Annotated in this window: 25 protein-coding genes; 20 read left to right on the top strand and 5 right to left on the bottom strand. The window is 37.8% G+C overall.

Annotated elements, in window-relative coordinates:
* The 6 genes from AC1EU2_RS09920 to AC1EU2_RS09895 all read left to right on the top strand — a co-directional run.
* Positions 1–535, top strand: a 535-nt coding sequence (locus tag AC1EU2_RS09920; protein WP_480298120.1) for a hypothetical protein, incomplete at its 5' end; no start/stop codon positions are given.
* 24 nt (positions 536–559) lie between these two features.
* Entirely contained in the window at positions 560–979 is a 420-nt protein-coding gene (locus AC1EU2_RS09915) for a hypothetical protein (protein ID WP_480298119.1), read from the top strand.
* A gap of 528 nt (positions 980–1507) precedes the next feature.
* Complete coding sequence (locus AC1EU2_RS09910) at positions 1508–1744, top strand: hypothetical protein (protein WP_480298118.1); 237 nt, start codon at positions 1508–1510, stop codon at positions 1742–1744.
* A 124-nt stretch (positions 1745–1868) separates the two neighbouring features.
* Complete coding sequence (locus tag AC1EU2_RS09905; protein WP_480298117.1) at positions 1869–2297, top strand: hypothetical protein; 429 nt, start codon at positions 1869–1871, stop codon at positions 2295–2297.
* 64 nt (positions 2298–2361) lie between these two features.
* Entirely contained in the window at positions 2362–2592 is a 231-nt protein-coding gene (locus tag AC1EU2_RS09900) for a DUF6429 family protein (protein ID WP_480298116.1), read from the top strand.
* 391 nt (positions 2593–2983) lie between these two features.
* Complete coding sequence (locus tag AC1EU2_RS09895) at positions 2984–3799, top strand: iron-containing redox enzyme family protein (RefSeq protein WP_480298115.1); 816 nt, start codon at positions 2984–2986, stop codon at positions 3797–3799.
* 127 nt (positions 3800–3926) lie between these two features.
* On the opposite strand, the gene AC1EU2_RS09890 is transcribed toward AC1EU2_RS09895, so the two are convergent.
* Entirely contained in the window at positions 3927–4277 is a 351-nt protein-coding gene (locus AC1EU2_RS09890) for a hypothetical protein (protein WP_480298114.1), read from the bottom strand.
* Between the two features lie 167 nt (positions 4278–4444).
* On the opposite strand from AC1EU2_RS09890, the gene AC1EU2_RS09885 reads away from it, so the two are divergent.
* Both AC1EU2_RS09885 and AC1EU2_RS09880 read left to right on the top strand, forming a co-directional pair.
* On the top strand, positions 4445–5197 hold the full coding sequence (locus AC1EU2_RS09885; RefSeq protein WP_480298113.1) for a Nif3-like dinuclear metal center hexameric protein: 753 nt from the start codon (positions 4445–4447) through the stop codon (positions 5195–5197).
* Between the two features lie 57 nt (positions 5198–5254).
* Positions 5255–6325, top strand: a complete 1071-nt coding sequence (locus AC1EU2_RS09880) for a hypothetical protein (RefSeq protein WP_480298112.1) — start codon at positions 5255–5257, stop codon at positions 6323–6325.
* A gap of 58 nt (positions 6326–6383) precedes the next feature.
* Here AC1EU2_RS09880 and AC1EU2_RS09875 read toward each other — a convergent pair whose 3' ends face one another.
* Positions 6384–7505: a phospholipase effector Tle1 domain-containing protein gene (locus AC1EU2_RS09875; RefSeq protein WP_480298111.1), complete on the bottom strand. Its 1122-nt coding sequence runs from the start codon at positions 7503–7505 to the stop codon at positions 6384–6386.
* 239 nt (positions 7506–7744) lie between these two features.
* Between AC1EU2_RS09875 and AC1EU2_RS09870 the strand changes: the two genes are divergently transcribed.
* The 10 genes from AC1EU2_RS09870 (at position 7745) to AC1EU2_RS09825 (ending at position 13955) form a co-directional block, all read left to right on the top strand.
* Positions 7745–7990, top strand: a complete 246-nt coding sequence (locus AC1EU2_RS09870) for a hypothetical protein (protein ID WP_480298110.1) — start codon at positions 7745–7747, stop codon at positions 7988–7990.
* A complete protein-coding gene (locus AC1EU2_RS09865) occupies positions 7987–9603 on the top strand; it encodes a PepSY-associated TM helix domain-containing protein (protein WP_480298109.1) in 1617 nt (538 codons plus the stop codon). Before AC1EU2_RS09870 ends, AC1EU2_RS09865 begins: the two co-directional genes overlap by 4 nt.
* The gene (locus AC1EU2_RS09860; protein WP_480298108.1) at positions 9600–9818 is read left to right on the top strand and encodes a hypothetical protein; all 219 of its coding nucleotides are present in this window, start codon (positions 9600–9602) and stop codon (positions 9816–9818) included. Before AC1EU2_RS09865 ends, AC1EU2_RS09860 begins: the two co-directional genes overlap by 4 nt.
* A gap of 51 nt (positions 9819–9869) precedes the next feature.
* Positions 9870–10316: a hypothetical protein gene (locus tag AC1EU2_RS09855; protein ID WP_480298107.1), complete on the top strand. Its 447-nt coding sequence runs from the start codon at positions 9870–9872 to the stop codon at positions 10314–10316.
* 78 nt (positions 10317–10394) lie between these two features.
* Positions 10395–11474 carry a hypothetical protein gene (locus AC1EU2_RS09850; protein WP_480298106.1) on the top strand — a complete coding sequence of 360 codons (1080 nt, stop codon included), beginning with the start codon at positions 10395–10397 and terminating at the stop codon, positions 11472–11474.
* Between the two features lie 14 nt (positions 11475–11488).
* On the top strand, positions 11489–11716 hold the full coding sequence (locus AC1EU2_RS09845; protein WP_480298105.1) for a DUF350 domain-containing protein: 228 nt from the start codon (positions 11489–11491) through the stop codon (positions 11714–11716).
* A 28-nt stretch (positions 11717–11744) separates the two neighbouring features.
* Positions 11745–12218, top strand: a complete 474-nt coding sequence (locus AC1EU2_RS09840; RefSeq protein WP_480298104.1) for a GNAT family N-acetyltransferase — start codon at positions 11745–11747, stop codon at positions 12216–12218.
* Positions 12219–12340: 122 nt separating this feature from the next.
* Positions 12341–12793 (top strand): N-acetyltransferase family protein, encoded by a 453-nt coding sequence (locus tag AC1EU2_RS09835; protein ID WP_480298103.1) that lies wholly within the window; start codon positions 12341–12343, stop codon positions 12791–12793.
* Between the two features lie 31 nt (positions 12794–12824).
* A complete protein-coding gene (locus AC1EU2_RS09830) occupies positions 12825–13031 on the top strand; it encodes a hypothetical protein (protein WP_480298102.1) in 207 nt (68 codons plus the stop codon).
* 324 nt (positions 13032–13355) lie between these two features.
* Positions 13356–13955, top strand: a complete 600-nt coding sequence (locus tag AC1EU2_RS09825; protein ID WP_480298101.1) for a class I SAM-dependent methyltransferase — start codon at positions 13356–13358, stop codon at positions 13953–13955.
* Positions 13956–13965: 10 nt separating this feature from the next.
* On the opposite strand, the gene AC1EU2_RS09820 is transcribed toward AC1EU2_RS09825, so the two are convergent.
* Positions 13966–14817: a pseudouridine synthase family protein gene (locus AC1EU2_RS09820; RefSeq protein WP_480298100.1), complete on the bottom strand. Its 852-nt coding sequence runs from the start codon at positions 14815–14817 to the stop codon at positions 13966–13968.
* A gap of 211 nt (positions 14818–15028) precedes the next feature.
* Between AC1EU2_RS09820 and AC1EU2_RS09815 the strand changes: the two genes are divergently transcribed.
* Positions 15029–16861 carry a hypothetical protein gene (locus AC1EU2_RS09815; protein WP_480298099.1) on the top strand — a complete coding sequence of 611 codons (1833 nt, stop codon included), beginning with the start codon at positions 15029–15031 and terminating at the stop codon, positions 16859–16861.
* Here AC1EU2_RS09815 and yidZ read toward each other — a convergent pair.
* Both yidZ and AC1EU2_RS09805 read right to left on the bottom strand, forming a co-directional pair.
* Complete coding sequence (yidZ, locus tag AC1EU2_RS09810) at positions 16825–17835, bottom strand: HTH-type transcriptional regulator YidZ (protein WP_480298098.1); 1011 nt, start codon at positions 17833–17835, stop codon at positions 16825–16827. The two genes, AC1EU2_RS09815 and yidZ, sit on opposite strands and share 37 nt — an antisense overlap.
* Positions 17819–19009, bottom strand: a complete 1191-nt coding sequence (locus AC1EU2_RS09805) for an MdtL family multidrug efflux MFS transporter (RefSeq protein ID WP_480298097.1) — start codon at positions 19007–19009, stop codon at positions 17819–17821. The genes yidZ and AC1EU2_RS09805 overlap by 17 nt, the downstream gene beginning before the upstream one ends.
* Before the next feature lie 382 nt (positions 19010–19391).
* On the opposite strand from AC1EU2_RS09805, the gene AC1EU2_RS09800 reads away from it, so the two are divergent.
* Entirely contained in the window at positions 19392–19697 is a 306-nt protein-coding gene (locus AC1EU2_RS09800; protein ID WP_480298096.1) for a hypothetical protein, read from the top strand.
* Positions 19698–19934 lie beyond the last annotated feature (237 nt).

Genomic DNA, 19934 nt, shown 5'->3' with positions numbered 1-19934 from the left:
CCGGATTATAGCCAAACACCATTTGCCTGTTAAGCGGACGTTAGTTTTCTATGAGATGTCAATGAAGAAAAGGAAGAAACATAAACACGGATATAGACCTAGAAAGGTTATGAATCGATCGATTCCTCGTAGACCCTTCAATTGGAGATCTTTTTTAAATTATGGGGAGCGTAAATTTTGGGAGCCATTAATACTTGTTCTTTCCCCTCTTCTAATATTTATGGCAAACTTTGAGTACATTCCTGTTCCTGCGCCAAGAGCAGGAGAAATCATAGTCGTTGATGGACCTTGGGCATGGGCTTTATCAATGTTTATATTTTTATTTTTGACAGTATGGTATTTCAGAAATCTTATTGTGGATTTAGACAGAAGCCCTAAGAAAATTTATACTTTTCTTCATATTATTAATTTTGCCCTTTTTCTTTCCACAAGTGTTTTACTACTAATAAAAAGTTATGGGTTCGCTTTAATATTTGGTTTACTATTTTACTCATCGTATCTATGTGTAGCAGCAAATCTTAGACGCAAAAACTAACAAGCAGTTCAACAGGACACCAAAATGTTTGGCTTTGCTCCTGCGTCACAAATTATAGCCAAACACTATTTGCCCGTTAAGCGGGCGTTAGGCATCAAGGAAAATGGAGAAACAATGGAAGAAGTCAAACACACAGGGCTTGGAATTGCATCATTCATTACAAGCATCGCTTCATTAATTTTTATCTTTCTTCTCGCCGCAATCGCTGGATTCATGGGAGCATCCACACCGGGAGGAATGAGTGAGGAATCCTCAGAAGCCATTATAATTGGGCTTTTTCTATTTGCCTTCGTGGGCGCAGCGCTGGTAGCTCTCGGTTTGGGTATTGCTGGGCTCTTCCAGAAGGGGCGGAAAAAAGTTTTTGCTATCTTGGGCACAGTATTCTCAACGGTGACACTTGTAATTACTTCTCTCATCATGATGGTTGGACTTACGGTAGGATGAAGACAGAAACTCCAAATGCCTAACAAGCCGTTCAAGCAGACAAAAACTGGTTGGCTTTTGTCGTTACGCTCCAAATTTTAGCCAACCAATTTTTGCTACTTAACGGGGGCGTTATACGTAATCAAATTTATGGACGTCATTGCGAGCACTTTTGAAGTAATAATGTTAATCGGATTAATTGCAGGTTTCTCTGCTGCTATCGGTTTGCGAGTTATTAATAAGCACGCAAGTAATATCCCGTTTTTGCTTAAACACTCTGGTTTATCAGTATTTTTTGCAAAGTATTACACGCACAATTCAACTCAACGTAAAGTTGTTCAATTTTTGGTTTTAATTTGTTTAGTTTGCGTAATTCTGGGTATTTTTATTATGTTGCCACTTTTTATTTTATATGGTTAATATGTAGCTTTTAGCCGCTTACGTATAACAAGAAAAATCAATACTGTTTGGCTTTTGTCACTGCGTTCCAAAATTTTAGCCAAACACCATTTGCCCGTTAACTGGGCGTTATGTGTCAGTAGAGGTTTTATGAAGTTTCAATATCTACTCATTATTTCATGCCTTTACATACTGCAAGCTTGTGGAGAGAAGATTACTAAAATTAAGGTACCACCTGAAGTGATTAACTCTTTTTCGAGCTGCAAAGAATTGGATGAAAAATTTCCGACTAAAGATAATATTCTCGGAAAAGATTGGGATGAATTTAAATCACTAAACGATAAATGTGGTGATGCAGTGCGAAAACATGTGATAGAAAACTACTGATATAACAAGAATATAATAAGAAATTCAACAGGGCAAATTCTGTTTGGCTTTTGTCACTGCGTTCCAAAAATTATAGCCAAACACAATTTGCCCGTTAATTGGGCGTTACGCAACGAGGGAAAATATGGAGTTAATTAAAAGTTTTATTCCATTAATTTGCATTCTACTCTCGTGGTTTGCCTTCAGTTATTACTTTGGCAATAAAGTCAAACGCCATAACGCAAACTTAATCACTGACAATACAGCTCCTATAAATAACTTAACTTTAGCTCGCGGAATTGAGCCTACAAACTACCTACGAAAATATACCGTTTACCTTGATGATAAAGTCGTTGGCGAAATAGCATCAGGGGAAACTCAACATTTTGAATTGCCTCCTGGTAAGCATGCGATTTCAGTTAAAATTGATTGGTGTAAGTCAGAACCATTTGAATTTGATGTTATTGATGGGCAAAATACTAAATTACTTTGCGGGGCTAATTATAATAATTGGAAATGCATGTTTATGGATGCAATTAAGCCATCAAGTTGGGTGTACGTAAAAGTTGCCTAACAAGAGACTATGGTAGAACATTTTTTTGAAATTTAACCATAATCATTTGATAAGGTGTAATAAAATGGAAATAGATAATGATAAAATTGACGAAGCTGCAATAGCTCTATTATATCTAACGCTTCATGATCATCGAAGAGCTTGGAAACAGATTGATTGGGAGGTGACTAACCGTCTGTTTGATAAAGGTTATATTTCTGATCCTACAGGAAAGGTTAAGTCTGTAGTATTCACTGATGATGGCCTAAAAATAGCTGAGCAACTTTTTAATAAGTTATTCACAGAAAAATCTTAAAGCCAACTTAATTGATAACTTTATTTATTAGCATTTTTAATGCTAATAATTCTTTTTGGTAATGAATTACTGTCACGTTTATGTCCAAACCCTTGCTAGCTTGAATAGCTGGCTGACTGCTGCCCAATCCGTGCCAACAAGGATCATTAATTGAAACATTATTTCTAATGATTATTCGTGAAAAACTATTTCTTTTTTTGTGCAGTTAGCAGTGAACTCAGCCTAAAGATACTTTCACATTTTAAACTCACCAAACATCTTGAACCGATTTACTCAATTTGGAAGGTTTATGGTTAGGACTACGCATTTATTAAACTTTATTTATTTACTGTAGACAATTTCAATAAGGTCTAATAATAATAAAAATTATTTATATTAATTAAGTAAAAGCATGAATGTTCACTCTTTATTTGAAAGTATTTTACCCATTGACGCTGATAACGTAACCTCTGATAGTTTTTGGGATTTTACAGATAAAGTAAAAAACGAAACTACTGAATATTGCGATAAACTGTTCAATAAGTTATCGACGGCCAGCCCCGAGTGTATTAGGAAAGTGCTACTGCAATATCGCTTCATAACATTGTTCTACCTTACTGATTTAGCGATATTAATTTCTAAATTACAAGATGGGAAATTTAGAAGTTTTGTTGCTGAAATTCTTTATGATGAATTTGGCGAAGGCGATCACTTAAAAACACATTCTCAACTTTACGATAATTTTTTATACAGCATCGGAATTCCTCAAAGTGTAAACCTAGATGAGCTTTGCTTTTCGGAAAACACTACACTTTTAAAGCACGCCCAGTTTGCACTTGCGACCCCTGACAATAGTCCAGAATATGGTGTCGGCTTTAGAGGAATGGGAGGAGAATGTTTGTGTCAAATCTACATTACTAAGCTTTATCATCAATTAATATTGAACCCTTATATAAAAAAACAGCAACAAATAGACTGGATATTTTGGGATATACACGTGGGTGAACATGATTTGGTACATGCTCAAAAAACGAGAGAATTAATTAATTTAGAGTTCGTAGATGATGAAAAAGGAAATAAGCAAGAGCTTTTAAGAGGTTATTTGGATAGTATTTCTTTTTGGAAATCATTTTGGGAAAACACTTTTAACTTAGCTTTTTCAGAATCTAATAAAGTATCTACCAGTATGGTTAGGCCACAATTTGATTTCAGTATTTCGCTTGAATAAATTTGATTTCCGGCTCATCTTGTCCAGAGGTTAGTTTTGTAAAAATGGCTTGCTCACTGAAAACACAAATAAAAACGCCAGCTTGATGCTGGCGTATTGGACAAAAATTTAATTTTAAAAATTAAAGTTAAAATCCACTTGGTAGCGTATATTTACTGCCTTGAGAAGCTAAATAATTTAACCAATACTCTTTAGGTAGCATGCCACCTGATTTTGATTCAGCTTTCTTTTTAGCAGCTTTAGCAGGCTTTTTCTTCTCTGCTTTTGGCTTAGCTTCAGCTTTTACTTCTTTTTTGCTTTCAGCAGAATCTGAACCAAATGATTCTAACATGGCTTCAAGATCTGAAAATCTTAAAGATTTACCATCATCAATCTTGTACCAACTACCTTTCTGTTCGATAGAAACATCACGGCCTTCGTGTTGCTTAATTGCTGCAGTTAGAGCTGCGATTGTTTCTTCTTTGCTCAGTTTTGGCATCATATAACCTATTTATTATTAATCTGTTGCAAAACGTTTACATAGATTTTAGCCCTTTATGGACTAAAAAGTCCAATTTTAGTCATAAAACTACGGCTAAAAGCATAAAAATGGCCCGTTTTGCGTGTTAACATTGTATTTATGAACGCTCAATTTAGAGAACAGAAATGACGAGAAACGACTTACTCAGCTATCTTAATGATTATTTGATGGTGTCTAAATATAGAGATTATGCGCCGAATGGACTGCAAGTTGAAGGTACAGAACAAATCACCAAGATTGTCACAGGGGTTACGGCTTCTCAAGCGTTGATTGATGCGGCTATTGAAGAAAACGCAGATGCGCTTTTAGTCCATCACGGATATTTCTGGAAAGGCGAGCCGCAACAAATTATCGGCATGAAGCAACGACGTATTAAAGCGTTATTGCTTAATGATATTAACCTTATGGGATATCACTTACCGTTAGATGGCCACCCTGAGGTAGGCAATAATATCCAACTGGGTGAAAAATTGGGGCTTGAAGGTATTCGTTGCGTAGAAGGTGTAGAGCAGGATTTAATTTGGCAAGGTGAGACAGCAAAGCCTGTTTCAGCTACCGAATTTTCAGCTCTGTTATCAAACGTTTTACAACGTGAGCCTATGCATATGGGTGATGACAGTAAACTGATTTCAAAAGTGGCATGGTGTACTGGTGGTGCGCAAGATTATTTAGATGTAGCAGTTGGCCTTGGCGTGGATGCTTTTATTAGTGGTGAAGTCTCAGAAAGAACGTATCACAACGCCATTGAGCAAGGCGTTCATTATTTTGCTGCGGGTCATCACGCAACCGAACGTTATGGTATTGAAGCTCTTGGAAATCATTTACAAGAAAAGTTTGGTTTAGAACACAAATTTATTGATATTAATAATCCAGTTTAACTTGAATTTAACATTTACATCCTTATATCAATAATATAATTATTATAAGGATGTAAAATGACCACTGCGACCAAATATAAACTCATCTATCTTCTTCTTGTTCTGACCTCGTTTTTCCTCGGTTTTAAATTTCTCCCAGAGTCATTAACAACAGACTCAGACATACATTTAACCGGCCTGTTTTTAGTGCTTTATTTTATCGTATTACCAGTTTTTTATTGGGTCGGTGTAATTACTAAAGGTAAGCAAAAGTCGTGGAAGATTCTTATCGCACTGAGTTTAAGCTGTGCTTTAGCTCGCTATTCGTTACCTACAGACCTGTCACAATACTTCGATTTTATTGCTTGGGTGAGATATCCGCTCATTGCCATATTGCTTGTGTTGGAATGCTATATTTTTTATCTAGTGATTAAAGGGTTATGGAGTGCAAGAAAAGCGAAGGGTGATCCAAGATTAACCGCGTTAGATCTTTATCAAAATCAAATGACTGATAGTGATCAACAAGCGCCAGATTCTCAGTACCAAAAGCTAAAACAAAAACTGAATGATTCGAAGGTAGAAGGGCTAAAAACAGCGTCGATTACCTTAGCATCAGAACCTGCAAGTTGGTATTACGCTGTGCCTTACTTCAGTCGTAACCACACTCCCAGCATTGGTAAGATTAATTCCGTGATGGCTCGCTTTTATCATGTCGCATTGATCAGTTTAGCTTTAATTGGCGTTGCAATCGCAAGTTTGGGTTGGTTAGCGGAGAGCTATGAATACTTTGCGTACTTCGTTGCTGTTGTTGCGATTTACAGTTTGATTTTTGTCATCGGTAACTATCGAGCTGCGCGTCATTTCTCGACTTATATTCATGATGATTACCTTGTTGTTAATCAAGGCTTGTGGAGTGTAAGCCGATTCAAATTGGCTGAAATCAAATCAATTAACGTTAGCGACAAAGCTCCAAGCAAAGATGAGCTGACACTGGGGACGATAAAAGAACGCTCAGTGAAAATTGAGTTTTCGCAGCCTCAAACCTATTTTGGCATGTTGGGAACCTTGCCAGAAGAAATTGAATCCATTCATCTAGCAATGGCTGAACCAGAGGAATTTGCTTGTAATATTGAGCCACTTACAGCTTAAAAAATGATTTAAAAGACCCTCATGCACTTAATGAGGGTAAAATTTATTGGGTCAAGCCCTAGCTACGTCTTTCTCTGTGTTGATCAATATGGTCAAAATGAGTAGGGGAATCATAGAAGTTATACCAAACTGAATGGGCTAAGTGTTCAAGTGATTTTGGCTGATAACTGTCATCATGATTTAGCCTAACCGTGACACTAGAGTGAATGATTGGAAGTGCGTTAGCTTGTATTTGATCATGTTGCATAACACAGCATACTCTATCATCCGTTGTGATTAAATCGATGATAGGCCAACGCCTTTGTTGGTGGTTAGTGCCTAGTGGATCGGGCTTACAATCAATATCCTCCAGACGAATGACACCTTTTAATCTTGTAGGGCAAGCCTCATCAATAGTTTGTGATGTTAGAGTTTTGAATTCAATGAGGGATAAGTCTGTCATTTGGCTCATTTGTGTCAGCCAGTCCATAACAAATTGAAAGGTGATATCAGAAAGCCCATCTTGAGCAAAACCACCTCCGATATCTGAGTGTGAACCTGCAAACCAAATTTCAAAAGTTTTGTCAGGTTCATGGTTCATTAAAGTAGGCTGAAAGGCTCGTCTTTTATCATCAAGGCTGACTAAATGGAGTGCTTTTTTAACGAGTGGAGACAACGTATAACCGTTTTCAAATACCACATCATAGTCTGGTCGGCTGCGAGTACTTAAGTTTGGCAAACCGAGACTGGCTACTGTGTCAAAAGCACACAAGAATATGCAAGGTTCTGTTTCATTATTTAGCATTTGTGAGGCAATAATGCTGGCAAAACGTCTGGCAATCGCAGCACCGCGTGAAAAGCCAGTGATGAGCAGTGTATCCCCAACTGTGTAACTGTCCTTAAACTCTTGCTTTGCTCGGTTGATGATGGTGGCTACGTCTAGGCTTTCAGGAGCAAGTCCTTGATTTATTAGTCGGTTGAGTCGATGGCCATAGGTGCCAACACCTTGATAGTAAAAACAACGATGAATATTTGTATTATTTGATATTCCACGTAAGTCGGGTTCTTCGAAAAGGGTGCCACCCATCAATAAATGTAATTTCAGGATATTGCTGATGCTACTGTCATCTTTATGTGGCGATTTTGCATCTTCAGGTTCGTTTCCTGTTCCATCAAAGTTAAACACGATAAGCACACTCATTCCCTCTTCTTGTCATACGCATAAATGGTTACTTTTTAACACAATGAATAGTTAAATAACATAACGGCCTCTAGTAACTTCTATGCTTAAGCATTGAATAATGATTTAATTGCAAATAGTAACCATTTTTATTTGTAATTACTGTTAACAAACCGTTATCCTTACACCGTTCCTTAACTGCTATACACACTTTTATGACTAAAAAACGGACCTTTAGTGCTTTAAAGCGAAGAAATCTGATGGCGATGTTTCTGGCTCTCATTACGGCAACAGTGATGATCCCCGGGATGACGACATACCTTCCATTTGAAATGGAACAACAGATTTTAGTACCTATTCTTTTATTTCCATTTCTCTGGGTTGGGCTATTTATATACAGCTATATGGCAGAAAAAGCATGGCAACCATTCATTGTGATGATGACGCTTTGTATAAGCCACATACTTTTGAGCTACTTTGCTTTATCTGGAGGCGTAGCATCATGAAAAGCATAACTATTAAAAAATTATTTCAGATGCACAGCTGGGTAGGTATCGTCACAGGTATTTTGCTGTTTATCGTTGCATTTACTGGGGCGTTTGCCGTATTTTCAAAACCTTACTTGAGTATTTGGGCAAGTTCTAGTGAGACTCATGTCACCTCAGCTGTACCAGCACAAGAGGTTGATCGTTTAATCAATGAGTACGCAGAAAAAGTGCCAGAGAAGTTTCGTGAAAATATTCATGTCTTTATGCCTAACGGCTACGGCTTTACCAAGCTTGTTCTTTTGTTTGAATCACACGACGGTGACGAGAATTATAAAAAAGAAGCGGCCTATGTTTACGAGTTAAACAGTCAAACCTTTGCGCTTGAGGATCAGTTCTACGGATCCGCAGGTGACTATTACGAAAACCGTCAGTCTGATATGGCCAGATACATTGGTCATTTCCATGCTGATTTACATTTGGGTCGACCTATTGGTTTGATTCTAACAGGTTTTTTAGGGTTAACCTTGATGGTGTCGGTGGTTACGGGGTTATATATTCATCGTGAAATGTTCAAACAACTTTTTACTTTTAGACGTGATAAAAGTTTTGATGTCGTTACCCGTGATGGCCACAAACTATTCGGTCTTTGGGGAAGCCTTTTCCATTTTGTCATCGGTTTTACGGGAGCAATCTTAGGCTTAGCAACCATTATTATGCTGCCAGCGGCGGCTTATGTGAGTTTTAATGGTGACCAAGAAAAGCTTGTCGAAAAATTTACCGCAATGCCAGATCCTGTTATTTCTCAAGATTATCAAAAGACACGAGTCGTTGACATTATGGCGAATGTACAAGCCTATGATGATAAGGCCGTTATGCGCGACTTAACCATCATGGCTTTGAATGACAAAAATTCTGTGGTTTATGCTCGTACCATAGGCGGCGAAAGTGTATCGTCAAGCATTCTTAAATACACTGGTGAAGGTGAGTTTGTTAAGCGTATGAGCAGCTTAGGTGATATCCCAGGGCCAGCGATTAAGGTGGTTGAATGGATTTACCCGTTGCATTTTGGCAACTTTGGCGGTTTGTTCGTTAAATTTATTTGGGCGTTTTTAGGTTTAACGACGGCATTGATTCCATTATCAGGTGTGATGATGTGGTTGGCAAAAAGAAGTCGTGGCCAAAATCCTGATTTATCACAAGTGTCTTATCAAAGATGGAACCGATTTATTATTGGTAGCTGTGGCGGCGTAGTGATGGCGTGTATTTTACTCTTCCCAGCACAAATCTTAATGAATCACTTTATCGAAGGCTCTCAGCATAATTCATACTTTGGGCCAATTTTCTTTGGGAGCTGGCTTGCATGGCTAGTGATTTGTTTAGCGCCAATTAATTATCATGTTTTATTAAAAGTGAATACTTTAATTGTGGCGTTAAGTTTTGCTTGTGTTGTCCCACTGAAATTGATTTTACAGCCTGGTTTTATCGAGCAAGTCATGAGTTCGAGTTACCAAATCGTAACGGCTGTAGATGTGGCGTGTATACTGATGGCCGTTTTGTCTTTCTATGGCTTTAAGAAGTTAAGTGTCAGTCAAACTACTGAGCAGGCAGAAATGAAGGAGCAAACAGCATGAATTTAATTGCATTGATGTTAGTCCTTTACTCAATCTTCATCGTTAGAAAGCAGAAGTTTAACACTGGCTTAAGATTAGGCATTTTGAGTGTTTCTTCAGTTATTGCTGTCGTGTTGATGAAATCTACGCTAGGTTTAGCGCCTGCTATTGTGATGTTATTAGCTGTATGGATGTTTTCAGGTATTGCTATTTCAATGGTGACCGTGAAAAAATAAAGCCGTTAACGTGTCTCGAAGGAGGCACGATAATTCAATTTTAAGGACAAAATGAAATACGGAAAGTTGGCGCTTATTATCCCTGCAATACTGGCATTTATGGTTGCCGTTGCCCATCTTTCTTGCCTTTATTTTGGCGAACAATGTTATAACGTTCAAATGGCACCTAACTTTATGATTGAGTCTGTTCGGCAGGGCACTTGGTTAGCGCCAGTTTTAAATATAATTGTTTCTACGCTCTTCATTATCTTAGGTTGTTACGCTTTATCAGCCGCAAAAATCATTCGTCAATTACCATTGCTTCGTTTTGTTATTCTTTTCGTATCGCTTTTGAGTGTAATAAGAGGCTTGTTACCGATACAACTTTGGGTGCGAAAACCAGAATTAGTCAGTGATAGCATTTTAGCCGTCGGTATAGTGTGGCTACTTTGCGGTGTTTTGATGTATTCAGGCTATGAGCGAGTACGGAGAGCTAAGTTGTCTTCTGCAATCAAATAACAATATATTGCTTTTTATGTTGTGATTTTGTTATAAAAACAGAAATAATTACAATAAATTAAAATTGTCATAATCTTGATGAAAAAAGTCATTTCTTTATTCAGCGCTCTTACTCTGTTTACGCTTTTTACATATTTAGCGTTATCTCCTAACCCCAAGTGGGTTGGAGTTGATGATTACACAAAAGCAAAAGTGGCTAAATTGGAAACGTTTTTAGACGCAGATGACCACGACAGCGCATTAATATTGCTTACTGAACTGCTCAATACCAATCAATTATCGACAAAGTTACGCATTTATTTACTTAAAAAGCGTGCCGCTATTCATGAGCTTAGATTACACCTCCATTATGCTATTCGTGATCATGAGAGAATAGGCCAACTTTCCCCTAGTGATAATCGTTATGACTTATCGAGGCTCAAAAAGTCGCTTGAACGCTTACAAGTTGAAAGGCATTTAAAAAACAGTTATGCCGCTGGTGGGAAGAATACTGGCATGGCGAAGACGATGAAAAATAAAGTCGTTGTGGCCTATATCTATTTAAACAACAATCTCAGCAGTCAATGGTCCTCAAAAGACCGATTACAAAACCACTCGAATATGTCTCGTGTTGTTGATTGGTTTAAACAACAATCTTCAAGGTATGGCATTGCTGCTCTTGATATCGATGTACGGTACTTTTTCATCACACCCCCTCGAGGTTACAAAAAACAGTGGCTCGAAAGAAATGATTTTATTATCAAGATAAAAGATCAAATCGCAAAACAAATCGGACACAAAACCTTTGAAGAGTTTGTTGATTCACTGGAAGGGGATGGTTCGCAAGTTGCGATGGTGTTTCACTCTAATCATAAGGGGCGTTCTTTTGCTCGAGTGTGTAATAACGCCTATTCACGCTGCAAATACGAATATGCCATTTTAACGGAAGAAGTGAATGACAAACGATATAACTGGCGCCTACCTCAAGTGCAAGCGCACGAGGTTACCCATTTATTTGGTGCAGCTGACTTATACAATATTAAACAAGCAAAAGACTTTGCTGTTACAGACATTATGAATTACACCAGTAGTTCACTAAGGTACTCAGAAATATCGCCAATTACGGCCTGGGCTGTGGGTTGGTCAGAAAGGCCTAAAACACCGTTTATCATAAAATAACAATAGGGAATCTAATGGAACTCACCACAATAGAGCACAACCTCGTATTTATGTTGATTAATTTGGGCTATGCCGTATTAAGCCTATTTGTTAGTGTTATTGCATTGGTTATTATCGATAAGTTCATTTTTAAGAAAATCGATTTTATGGAAGAGATTAAAAAAGGGAACATTGCGGTAGCAATTTTTCAATCCATGATTTTAGTGTTTATCGGAATTGTCGTTTCCTCAGCACTAACGTAGCAAATTACCCTTTAAAAGGATTTTACCCATGGAGATCGCCTATCTCGCCGACCATTCTCAACATCTCGATACTATTGCAAAGTGGTATAACGATGAATGGGGAAGTGAAGGCCAGCGTTTCAGCTATCAAGACGTTTATGAGAAGGGGAAAGCTCGTGTAACCAACAAAAACCAACTGCCTTTCTCATTTATTGTTGAGAATGACAAGGAGCTAATGGGTGTTGCAGAGCTTAAGTACCGAGAGCATGAGGACTATCCAGAGTATGTGCATTGGCTAGGTGGTGTTTATGTGTGTCCAAACCATAGAGGCAAAGGTATCGCCAAAGCGCTTGTGAAAACAGCACAAGAGTATGCGCAAAAATTAACAATCGAGATGCTTTATCTGCAATGTGATGAACATCTTATCAATTTCTATGCAAGCCTTGGGTTTCGAGCGTTACATAAAGCAGATAGCCATGGAGACATCACAACGATAATGGTTTGGGAAACTAACAATGATTAGTCCAATGGTGACTACGTTATAGAACTTACTTTTATTTGTTATCAAGAGTATCTTTCGATAGCCAATACAGGCTATTTTTCTTTTGAAATACTTGACTCATTTTTAGAGATAAAAACAAACAAATGATTTTTAGAGAAGCAAAGCTAAGTGATTTGGCGAGATTACGGGAGCTTGAACAAGCGGTTGTTGAGGCAGAAAGGCCGTTTAATTCATCAATAAAACAACAGGGTGCGATCTATTACCAAATAGAAGAGTTAATCACTCGCCAAGATTCAAAGCTTGTTGTTGTGGAAGTTGATGGGGAAATTATTGCCACAGGCTATGGTCAAATTCGTCAATCTAAGCCGTCATTAAACCATGAAAGGCATTGTTATCTTGGTTTTATGTATGTGATGGAAGGATATCGAGGTAATGGACTCAATAAAAGTATTTTAGATGATCTCGTCGGATGGAGTAAAAACAAGGGGATTCATGACTTTTATTTAGATGTGTACTCAGAAAATACATCAGCGTTAAGAGCGTATGAAAAAGCAGGTTTTATTCCTACGCTATTGGAAATGAAGCTTAATTTGTAAAAGGTAAGGGAAGTAGTTGAGGGCTCTAAAATTGAAGAATACAATTCGTCGATTTCGTATGTTTGTTATTTTCGCAGGTTACCTAGCTATGATATTTGGTATCTATTATCTTGCAGGCATAGATATCAAGGAGCAGTGGCAGCAAGTGGTTTATTGGTCGATGATATCAACTTTCATTGTCGAGTATTCGTTGAGGAAAAATACTAAACGAAATAAGTCCGCTCTTGACAAGGGCTAAGGTACTTATACTTTTCAGATACTAGGGTCTGTTGATCTTTCAGGATTAAATTTTGTGCTATTTTAGCGTTTATCTGTTCAAGGCGTGAGCAGTGAAGCTTAGTCATCTAAGTGAGCTGGTCACAACACAGAACAGTGAACGCTAAAAAGCATCGAAGACAGCGCAAATTGGTCAGTTCTACTGCGTTATCGCTTGTTTATTTGGAATAACCAAACCGCACAAGCGCTGCCTTGCATAAAATAACCAATTTATCGCTGCAAAAACAATCACGAAAGATCAACAGACCCTAATAGAAGATAAGTTTACATCAGAGACTCCAAAAATATGAAACCAATAGCTATCGGCAAAGCCTATGACGAAATAACGGATTTATGGGGCGAAGATCAATTCAATATGAATAATGGTATCGAGCAACATAAAAAAGCGCTGTCATTCGGTAAAAGCTATGGTTTAGCATTGGATATTGGTTGTGGAAGAACAGGAAGATTCATTAACCTATTATTTGAAAATGGCTACTCTCCTGAAGGTATAGATATATCAGAGCAAAAGATCCTTCTAGCTAAACAGAAGCATCCCGATGTTACTTTCTATCAAGAAGATATTTGTTCTTGGGACTTTCCCAAAAAATATGACTTCATCACTGCTTGGGATAGTTTGTGGCATATCCCTTTGTCGGAACAAAAGAAGACGATCACAAGGGTTGTAAATGCCCTTAACCCTGGTGGCGTATTTATATTGTCATTTGGTGGCACTGAAGAACCCGGTGAGCACTCAAATCGGGCGATGGGACCTGAAGTTTATTATTCCTCCCTCGGCGTTAATGGGTTTTTATCTCTATTTATTGAACTTGGCTGTATATGTAAGCACTTAGAGTTCGAACAATATCCAGAGCTTCATACCTATGCCATTATTGAGAAGCTCTGAGACTATTCATTCACAGTGTTAATCGCTTGGATTCATCAACGTAAAATTTCTGATTTTGACTTGAAAAGGGACAAACAAACGCTAATGAAACAGCTTGCAGTTGCAAGTCTCGACTTTCGTCGACTACTTCACTATATAAACGGTCACCAACAATAGGGTGGCCTAAATGGCTTAGGTGTTTGCGAATTTGGTGTTTACGCCCTGTCAGTAATTTAACATTAAGTAATGAGTAATCTTCTTTTCTATCAACAAATGAAAAAATACTTGAAGATGGCTTTCCATCAATTTCTTGGTCAACTCGGTACTCGGTTGGTAATCCAGACAAATCGCCATGAACAATTGCTTGATAGCGTTTATCCATTTTCCTACCACTGAACATATCACTGAATATTCGAGCAGCGTTTTTACTGTGACACATCAGAATTATGCCTGATGTTGCTCTGTCTAAACGGTGCACTAAAAACACAGGTCGCTCTTTAGTATCTGTGAGTTTGTGAAAGTTCATTTCAACCCAGCGATTTATGCTTAAGTGATCGCACCAACGACTGCCTTGGCAGTTAAGTCCATAAGGTTTAAACCAAATGCTATAGTCGCCAGCATCAAAAACAAGTTCAGGCTCAGCAGCGGTGTTTGCAAGTAAAGCAGGGTTGTAGTTTAACTCTAATTTATCACCTGTTTTTAATGGCTTACTTGCACGTCTTAATCGTTGTTTCGTTTTCCCTCTATGTAACCAAACAGCTCCTTTTTGCATAGCATCTTTAATTTGAGACTGTGAAAGCTTACTCTCATGAGATAGTAATTGAGAGGGTTTTAACTCGATAGATGTGTCATTTACAGTTATAGAGAGTTCAAGGATATTCATTGCAGATGATATTTATACGTTATTGGCTAAAAGCAACTAATTGTACACTCATACGTAAAAATAAAAGGAAGTATTTTACTTATTAATTAATGATGGACTGCTTTAATGTACGCTAGATTAAAAAAGTCTCATTGAAGATTTACTCAAATTCAATGCACTAGAAACGAAATCATCCTATTGTGAATATATTAACTTCTAAGCATATACTCTAATGACAGCTTTAAATACTGAAGTATTCGTAGTTCAAGATTGTAATAATAAGTCGTACGGTTATGAAGATTATACCTTCAACGAATTTTTAGAGAAGTGTAAAGGTAGTAATGAAGGTGCTATTTGTATCGCCACGCTTAATATTCCGTCAGGAGAAAAGCGTAATTATTCCTATGATGTGTGCGTATTAAAAGGCCCAGAAGGGTTCGAACTCGCTAATCAAAGCTGGGGGGCAAAACTTGGAGGTTTTTTAGAAGGAAAAAATGATAAGATAGCGGCTGGTTTCGTTAAAAAGTTAAATGAAAGTTACACTGTTTCTAAACCTCCATTTCACCATTCACCTGAAAAGCATAGTAGCGAATCCAAACTTAGTTCTAAAGTTGAGGAAAGAGTTAAAAGCTCAAAATGTCCACAAGTTAAAAGTTCCCAAGATATGCATTTGAAAGTGGCTTCTACTAAAGCTGAACCTCCTAAAGTAGTTGCGTCAGTAAAATACTCCACTATTCCTTTATACCAAAGAGCCGTAGCCTTTACTTCACAAGTGGCAAAATTTTCTCAAGAGCAGTTTATGGTGGCTATGGATCACGATATTGATTGGGCAAAACCATTTACTAATCAAAAAGGAAGAGGTGATGCCCTCTTAAAAATTATCCCTTTTCTTGAGGAGCGTTTTCCAGATGGTAAAAACTCGCCGCTAGATACTGAGCAAGTCATTCCAACATCGACTTCTAAGGCAGAACCAAATTTATTGGTAAGCGGGCGTTCACTAAAAGAAAAAGCCGCAGCTCCAAAATATAGGTCGCATAGCCCAATAACTTTTCCTCGTCATGAAGAGAAACAGCCAAGTTCATATGAAAATCCTACAGCTTCTGAAGTTCCAGCCTTATATGACTCTGAGCAACCTTTAAGCATACTAGGAGAGGAAGCTACAGCCTATCGTTATCAAACTAATCAATACTTAGAACAACCAATGACAGGCTTTTATGATCAGCCTCTCAGTTTTACTCCCAATAATTTTTCAACACGATCTACTTCATTAGGTGAACAACCTGTTGAACATGCTGCGCATACCCAATTACAGAGTGAAGGAAATACATCAAACACAGCTGATATAAGTGTGAAACAAAAAGTTTATAATCAATCTCAAAAGTCTGCTTGGGTCAACCAACAAATTAACGATTTAAATGAAATGAATCTTGAAGGGAAAGTTAATGAACCTGGCGAGGGATGTGTTTTTTGTTTTGATTTGGATGAAGTAATTATTAAGGCAAAATATGAAGGTTGGAATGGTACTGATTTACCCAACTTCAAATTTGTAGATGAAACGTTCCCCGAAAAAATTGAAAGATTAAAGGCTAAATATCATAAGGCAACTTTTGTTGTCGTTACCCATACACCTGAAGCTATTTTAGAAACTAAGTTAGCTTCGTTAGAGAAGTTTGGATACAAAAGTGATTGGTTTGCTGCACATATAGCAAAACAAGGAAGTAAGAGTACTGCTTTGAAAGAGCATCTGCCACAGCTTGGACTTAAATTAGAAGACATTAAGCATGTAGTAATACTTGATGATGATGCAGGTAATTTACAAGATGCTGTAAATGGTTTTAAAAATGTAACAACGATTCAGCCTATGGCTGCGATTTTGGATAAATTATTGACCTTTTGTATTCAACAAGGATATACAGAAAACGGAGTACCAGATTTTGACGCTTTACGAAGTTTTCATGATCCTCACGAAATTTACGATGATATGTATTATCAGTGGTGTTCATTTTATGGTCATGAATATGTGCCACGTCAGAATGACCGAGATGACTCCTTGACACTTTGGTAGTTTTTATTCTGTTTAACTAAAAATTCATTAACTAAAGTACGTATCGAACTTTTTAACCACTGTAATTTTTCAGTATGAGAATTACGTTTATGCCACAACATCATGAATGGAATATTGAGTTGTTGATATTGCTCATTTGATAGTGGTAAAGGTAAAGTTGTGAGTTCTAAATTAAATTGTTTTATGTATGACTCGCAATATCTAGGGCCTACTGTAAACATGTGTTGTTGATTTTTCGCAGCAAAAAATAACGCTTGTTCGAAGTTTGAAACTGAAAGTGCAATATTCCGATACTTAGCTTGAGTTGCAAGAATATCATCCAATGCCCATTCACTTCGTTTTTCCCAAAGTATGCCTATATGCTGATAACTTAAAAACGTATCAAGATCCCATTTTGATGTCAGTGCTGGGTGATTTTTATGTAAATAAACCACAGGTTTATCTTCAAAGAGTACTTCGTAATCAATAACATAAGGAAGAAGCTGTGGGGACTCTGGCGAACTTGCATTCGTTTCCCGACCACAAAAGCCAATATCGATATCACCGTTAATGATTGATTCAATTGAATCATAATCCCATTGGGTAATTTTGGCCTTAGAGTTGGGAAACTGGTTGAGGATCAAATCCGGTAACTGTGTTGCTGCCAATAAATACAAAGGTGATTCCATGCTCATCGCAAATTTAAGCTTTGCAGAGTTAACGCCCTGATTCTTTTGTGACAGCTTTGTCGAGATCAATGACCACTCAGCCAGATCATTTTCTATATTCTTAATAAAAATTGTTGGCTGAAGCCCTTGAGGTGATTTAACAAATAATGGGTCATTAAACCACTCCCGAAGTTTCGCCAATGACTTACTCACAGAAGAGGGCGTAACATTCAGTCGCTTTGCAACTTTAGTTACGCTTTGTTCTTGAATCAGCATTTGCAAAATATGAAGCAAATTTAAATCGAGCTGACTAAGCGGTTTGCTCATAAGAGCGGTATCCTTGCTGTCGAGTTTTATGTTGGTAAGTGAGCAGTATTGTGCTTATTGTTGCAGTGAACAACAAGGCATACATTAAAATGTTTTCTGGTGTTAACGCTAACCACGCCCCAAGTGTGATGAATAAACTTGAAACGATGATTTGACTCACGGCCAAAATTGAATTTGCAAGACCTGCTTTATATTTGAATGAGTGCACAGCTTGGCTCATCAAAATGCCGAAAGACAGCGCAAAACCAATACAAACACAGGACATTCCAAGCAATGTGATCAAGGTTTCTGCATCAAACATCGGAGTAAATGACATCATCAATGCCCCGAACAAAAACAAAATTTGAGTTGTAAGGATCAAACGAGATTGTCGGTACTTTCTAAGTAAAACAGGAGTGATAAAAGAGGTGAACATACTTAACAAAGAGAGCAAACCCATTGCTGTGGCATATTCTGTGGTCGTAAATGATAAGCTTGTCATTAATATCATCGGCGAGACGTTCACATAAGTCAGAATAGACATGACACCCAGTGAGGAAATAATCAGTCGGCTGACAAAGTTAAATTCGAAGAGATTTTCTGAGTTTTTATTAAGATGAAGCGGAGAGACACTGCTTTGAATGCGAGTTCTCGTTTCCTTTAAGAAAAAAGAGACAAGAACTAATGGAAATAAGCCTAAAAAAGCCATGATGAAAAATAAACTCTCCCAGCTGAACCAGATGAGAATTACGCTGCCAACTACTGGAGCAAGAACAGGAATAGAGCAGGTTACGCCATTGATTACCGTGAGTACTTTCACCCGTTTATCTTCGGGTAAGGCATCCCTTATGATAGAAAAACACATCACGTAGCAGAAACCAGCGCCAACACCTTGAAAAAATCGTGAGGCCAAAAAATCATCAATTGAAGCACTTGACCCTGCAGTGATACAGGCTCCGATAAAAATTAAAGCCCCCATTATTGCAAAAGGTTTTCGGCCGACTTTGTCTGATAGTGCACCAGCAAAAATCATCGTAGAAGCCATACCCATTAAATAAATGGCAAATGCATAGTGTACTTCTGAGGTCGATGCGTTGAGGGATGATTCAATTTGATTAACACCAATTAAATAAAAATCGATGCCCACTGGGTACATCAATACCAACGCAAAACTGCATGCCAAAATTCGTTTCATTGTATCGCCTTTCATAAAATTTGCCGTATTCTATTAGGGGAACAATAAAACTGATATTTCTCAATTGGAAAGCAAGTCTTTCCTCAGTGGAAAGTGTTAATTACCTTTGTGTCATTGCCATACCACTTTTACTCCCGTTCCACATGAGTATGAGGAGCTTTTTCGACGTACTTTCCTGCTCGCCCAAAGCATTACACTTAACATGGTATGAGGCAATCGTCGTTGGACAGCGGAAGAGCCTGAATACAGTGAATGAACATAATGCGTAGCTCACTGAACACGTGTTAAAATGATACGATTAGCCCAGAATTTCTGGGTTTTTCATTGGCACGATTTTAATTTTAATGGGCCACCTAGTTAGACTGGCACCGAAGGAGACACTTTGAGCGAAAAACAACATCTACAAGCCATTAATGAGCTTGTGACTGATAATGAAATACAGATTAGACGATATAAAACTCAGATCCTCCTCGCCTTTATGGCCGTATTAGGCGTTGCACTTTTCATCTGGATTAACCCTAATTACTTTGGTTATCAAGTTAATTCGATTGCTAACCTCGTTTTCTTCTTCTTTGGAATGCTGGCTGCTAAATGGAATGGGCTTAAAAGGTTCGAATTCATGCTTCCACACATTGACAAAGCATCAATAAAAAAACGATTAGAAGAACTAGAGGCCGCTCCCAATTAACGATTTCGATTTGCTGTTGTAGATTTTTTGTTTATTCAAGGCGGTGAATGTGAGGTGTAGCTACTCTACATGAGCATTCGTCAACACAGAAAAAACGAAAAATATACATGGCCCTTCGGGTGACGCCAGAGAAAGCAATGCCTCAAAACGATTAAAAACCGCATCTCAGTTTTATCGGTAAATAATCATGTAGTTGAGGCTGAATATTCTTCCTTTAATATTCTAAAAGTACTACTT

It is taken from the genome of Parashewanella sp. 2304DJ23-3 (genome assembly GCF_056591695.1).
This window is presented reverse-complemented; position numbering and strand designations above follow the sequence as displayed.

What these genes read in the sequence shown, in the direction of transcription:
- AC1EU2_RS09915 (WP_480298119.1), top strand. Translation starts at nt 560, where the DNA reads ATGTTTGGCTTTGCTCCTGCGTCACAAATTATAGCCAAACACTATTTG.
- AC1EU2_RS09910 (WP_480298118.1), top strand. Translation starts at nt 1,508, where the DNA reads ATGAAGTTTCAATATCTACTCATTATTTCATGCCTTTACATACTGCAA.
- AC1EU2_RS09905 (WP_480298117.1), top strand. Translation starts at nt 1,869, where the DNA reads ATGGAGTTAATTAAAAGTTTTATTCCATTAATTTGCATTCTACTCTCG.
- AC1EU2_RS09900 (WP_480298116.1), top strand. Translation starts at nt 2,362, where the DNA reads ATGGAAATAGATAATGATAAAATTGACGAAGCTGCAATAGCTCTATTA.
- AC1EU2_RS09895 (WP_480298115.1), top strand. Translation starts at nt 2,984, where the DNA reads ATGAATGTTCACTCTTTATTTGAAAGTATTTTACCCATTGACGCTGAT.
- AC1EU2_RS09890 (WP_480298114.1), bottom strand. Translation starts at nt 4,277, where the DNA reads ATGCCAAAACTGAGCAAAGAAGAAACAATCGCAGCTCTAACTGCAGCA.
- AC1EU2_RS09885 (WP_480298113.1), top strand. Translation starts at nt 4,445, where the DNA reads ATGACGAGAAACGACTTACTCAGCTATCTTAATGATTATTTGATGGTG.
- AC1EU2_RS09880 (WP_480298112.1), top strand. Translation starts at nt 5,255, where the DNA reads ATGACCACTGCGACCAAATATAAACTCATCTATCTTCTTCTTGTTCTG.
- AC1EU2_RS09875 (WP_480298111.1), bottom strand. Translation starts at nt 7,505, where the DNA reads ATGAGTGTGCTTATCGTGTTTAACTTTGATGGAACAGGAAACGAACCT.
- AC1EU2_RS09870 (WP_480298110.1), top strand. Translation starts at nt 7,745, where the DNA reads ATGGCGATGTTTCTGGCTCTCATTACGGCAACAGTGATGATCCCCGGG.
- AC1EU2_RS09865 (WP_480298109.1), top strand. Translation starts at nt 7,987, where the DNA reads ATGAAAAGCATAACTATTAAAAAATTATTTCAGATGCACAGCTGGGTA.
- AC1EU2_RS09860 (WP_480298108.1), top strand. Translation starts at nt 9,600, where the DNA reads ATGAATTTAATTGCATTGATGTTAGTCCTTTACTCAATCTTCATCGTT.
- AC1EU2_RS09855 (WP_480298107.1), top strand. Translation starts at nt 9,870, where the DNA reads ATGAAATACGGAAAGTTGGCGCTTATTATCCCTGCAATACTGGCATTT.
- AC1EU2_RS09850 (WP_480298106.1), top strand. Translation starts at nt 10,395, where the DNA reads ATGAAAAAAGTCATTTCTTTATTCAGCGCTCTTACTCTGTTTACGCTT.
- AC1EU2_RS09845 (WP_480298105.1), top strand. Translation starts at nt 11,489, where the DNA reads ATGGAACTCACCACAATAGAGCACAACCTCGTATTTATGTTGATTAAT.
- AC1EU2_RS09840 (WP_480298104.1), top strand. Translation starts at nt 11,745, where the DNA reads ATGGAGATCGCCTATCTCGCCGACCATTCTCAACATCTCGATACTATT.
- AC1EU2_RS09835 (WP_480298103.1), top strand. Translation starts at nt 12,341, where the DNA reads ATGATTTTTAGAGAAGCAAAGCTAAGTGATTTGGCGAGATTACGGGAG.
- AC1EU2_RS09825 (WP_480298101.1), top strand. Translation starts at nt 13,356, where the DNA reads ATGAAACCAATAGCTATCGGCAAAGCCTATGACGAAATAACGGATTTA.
- AC1EU2_RS09820 (WP_480298100.1), bottom strand. Translation starts at nt 14,817, where the DNA reads ATGAATATCCTTGAACTCTCTATAACTGTAAATGACACATCTATCGAG.
- AC1EU2_RS09815 (WP_480298099.1), top strand. Translation starts at nt 15,029, where the DNA reads ATGACAGCTTTAAATACTGAAGTATTCGTAGTTCAAGATTGTAATAAT.
- yidZ (WP_480298098.1), bottom strand. Translation starts at nt 17,835, where the DNA reads ATGAGCAAACCGCTTAGTCAGCTCGATTTAAATTTGCTTCATATTTTG.
- AC1EU2_RS09805 (WP_480298097.1), bottom strand. Translation starts at nt 19,009, where the DNA reads ATGAAACGAATTTTGGCATGCAGTTTTGCGTTGGTATTGATGTACCCA.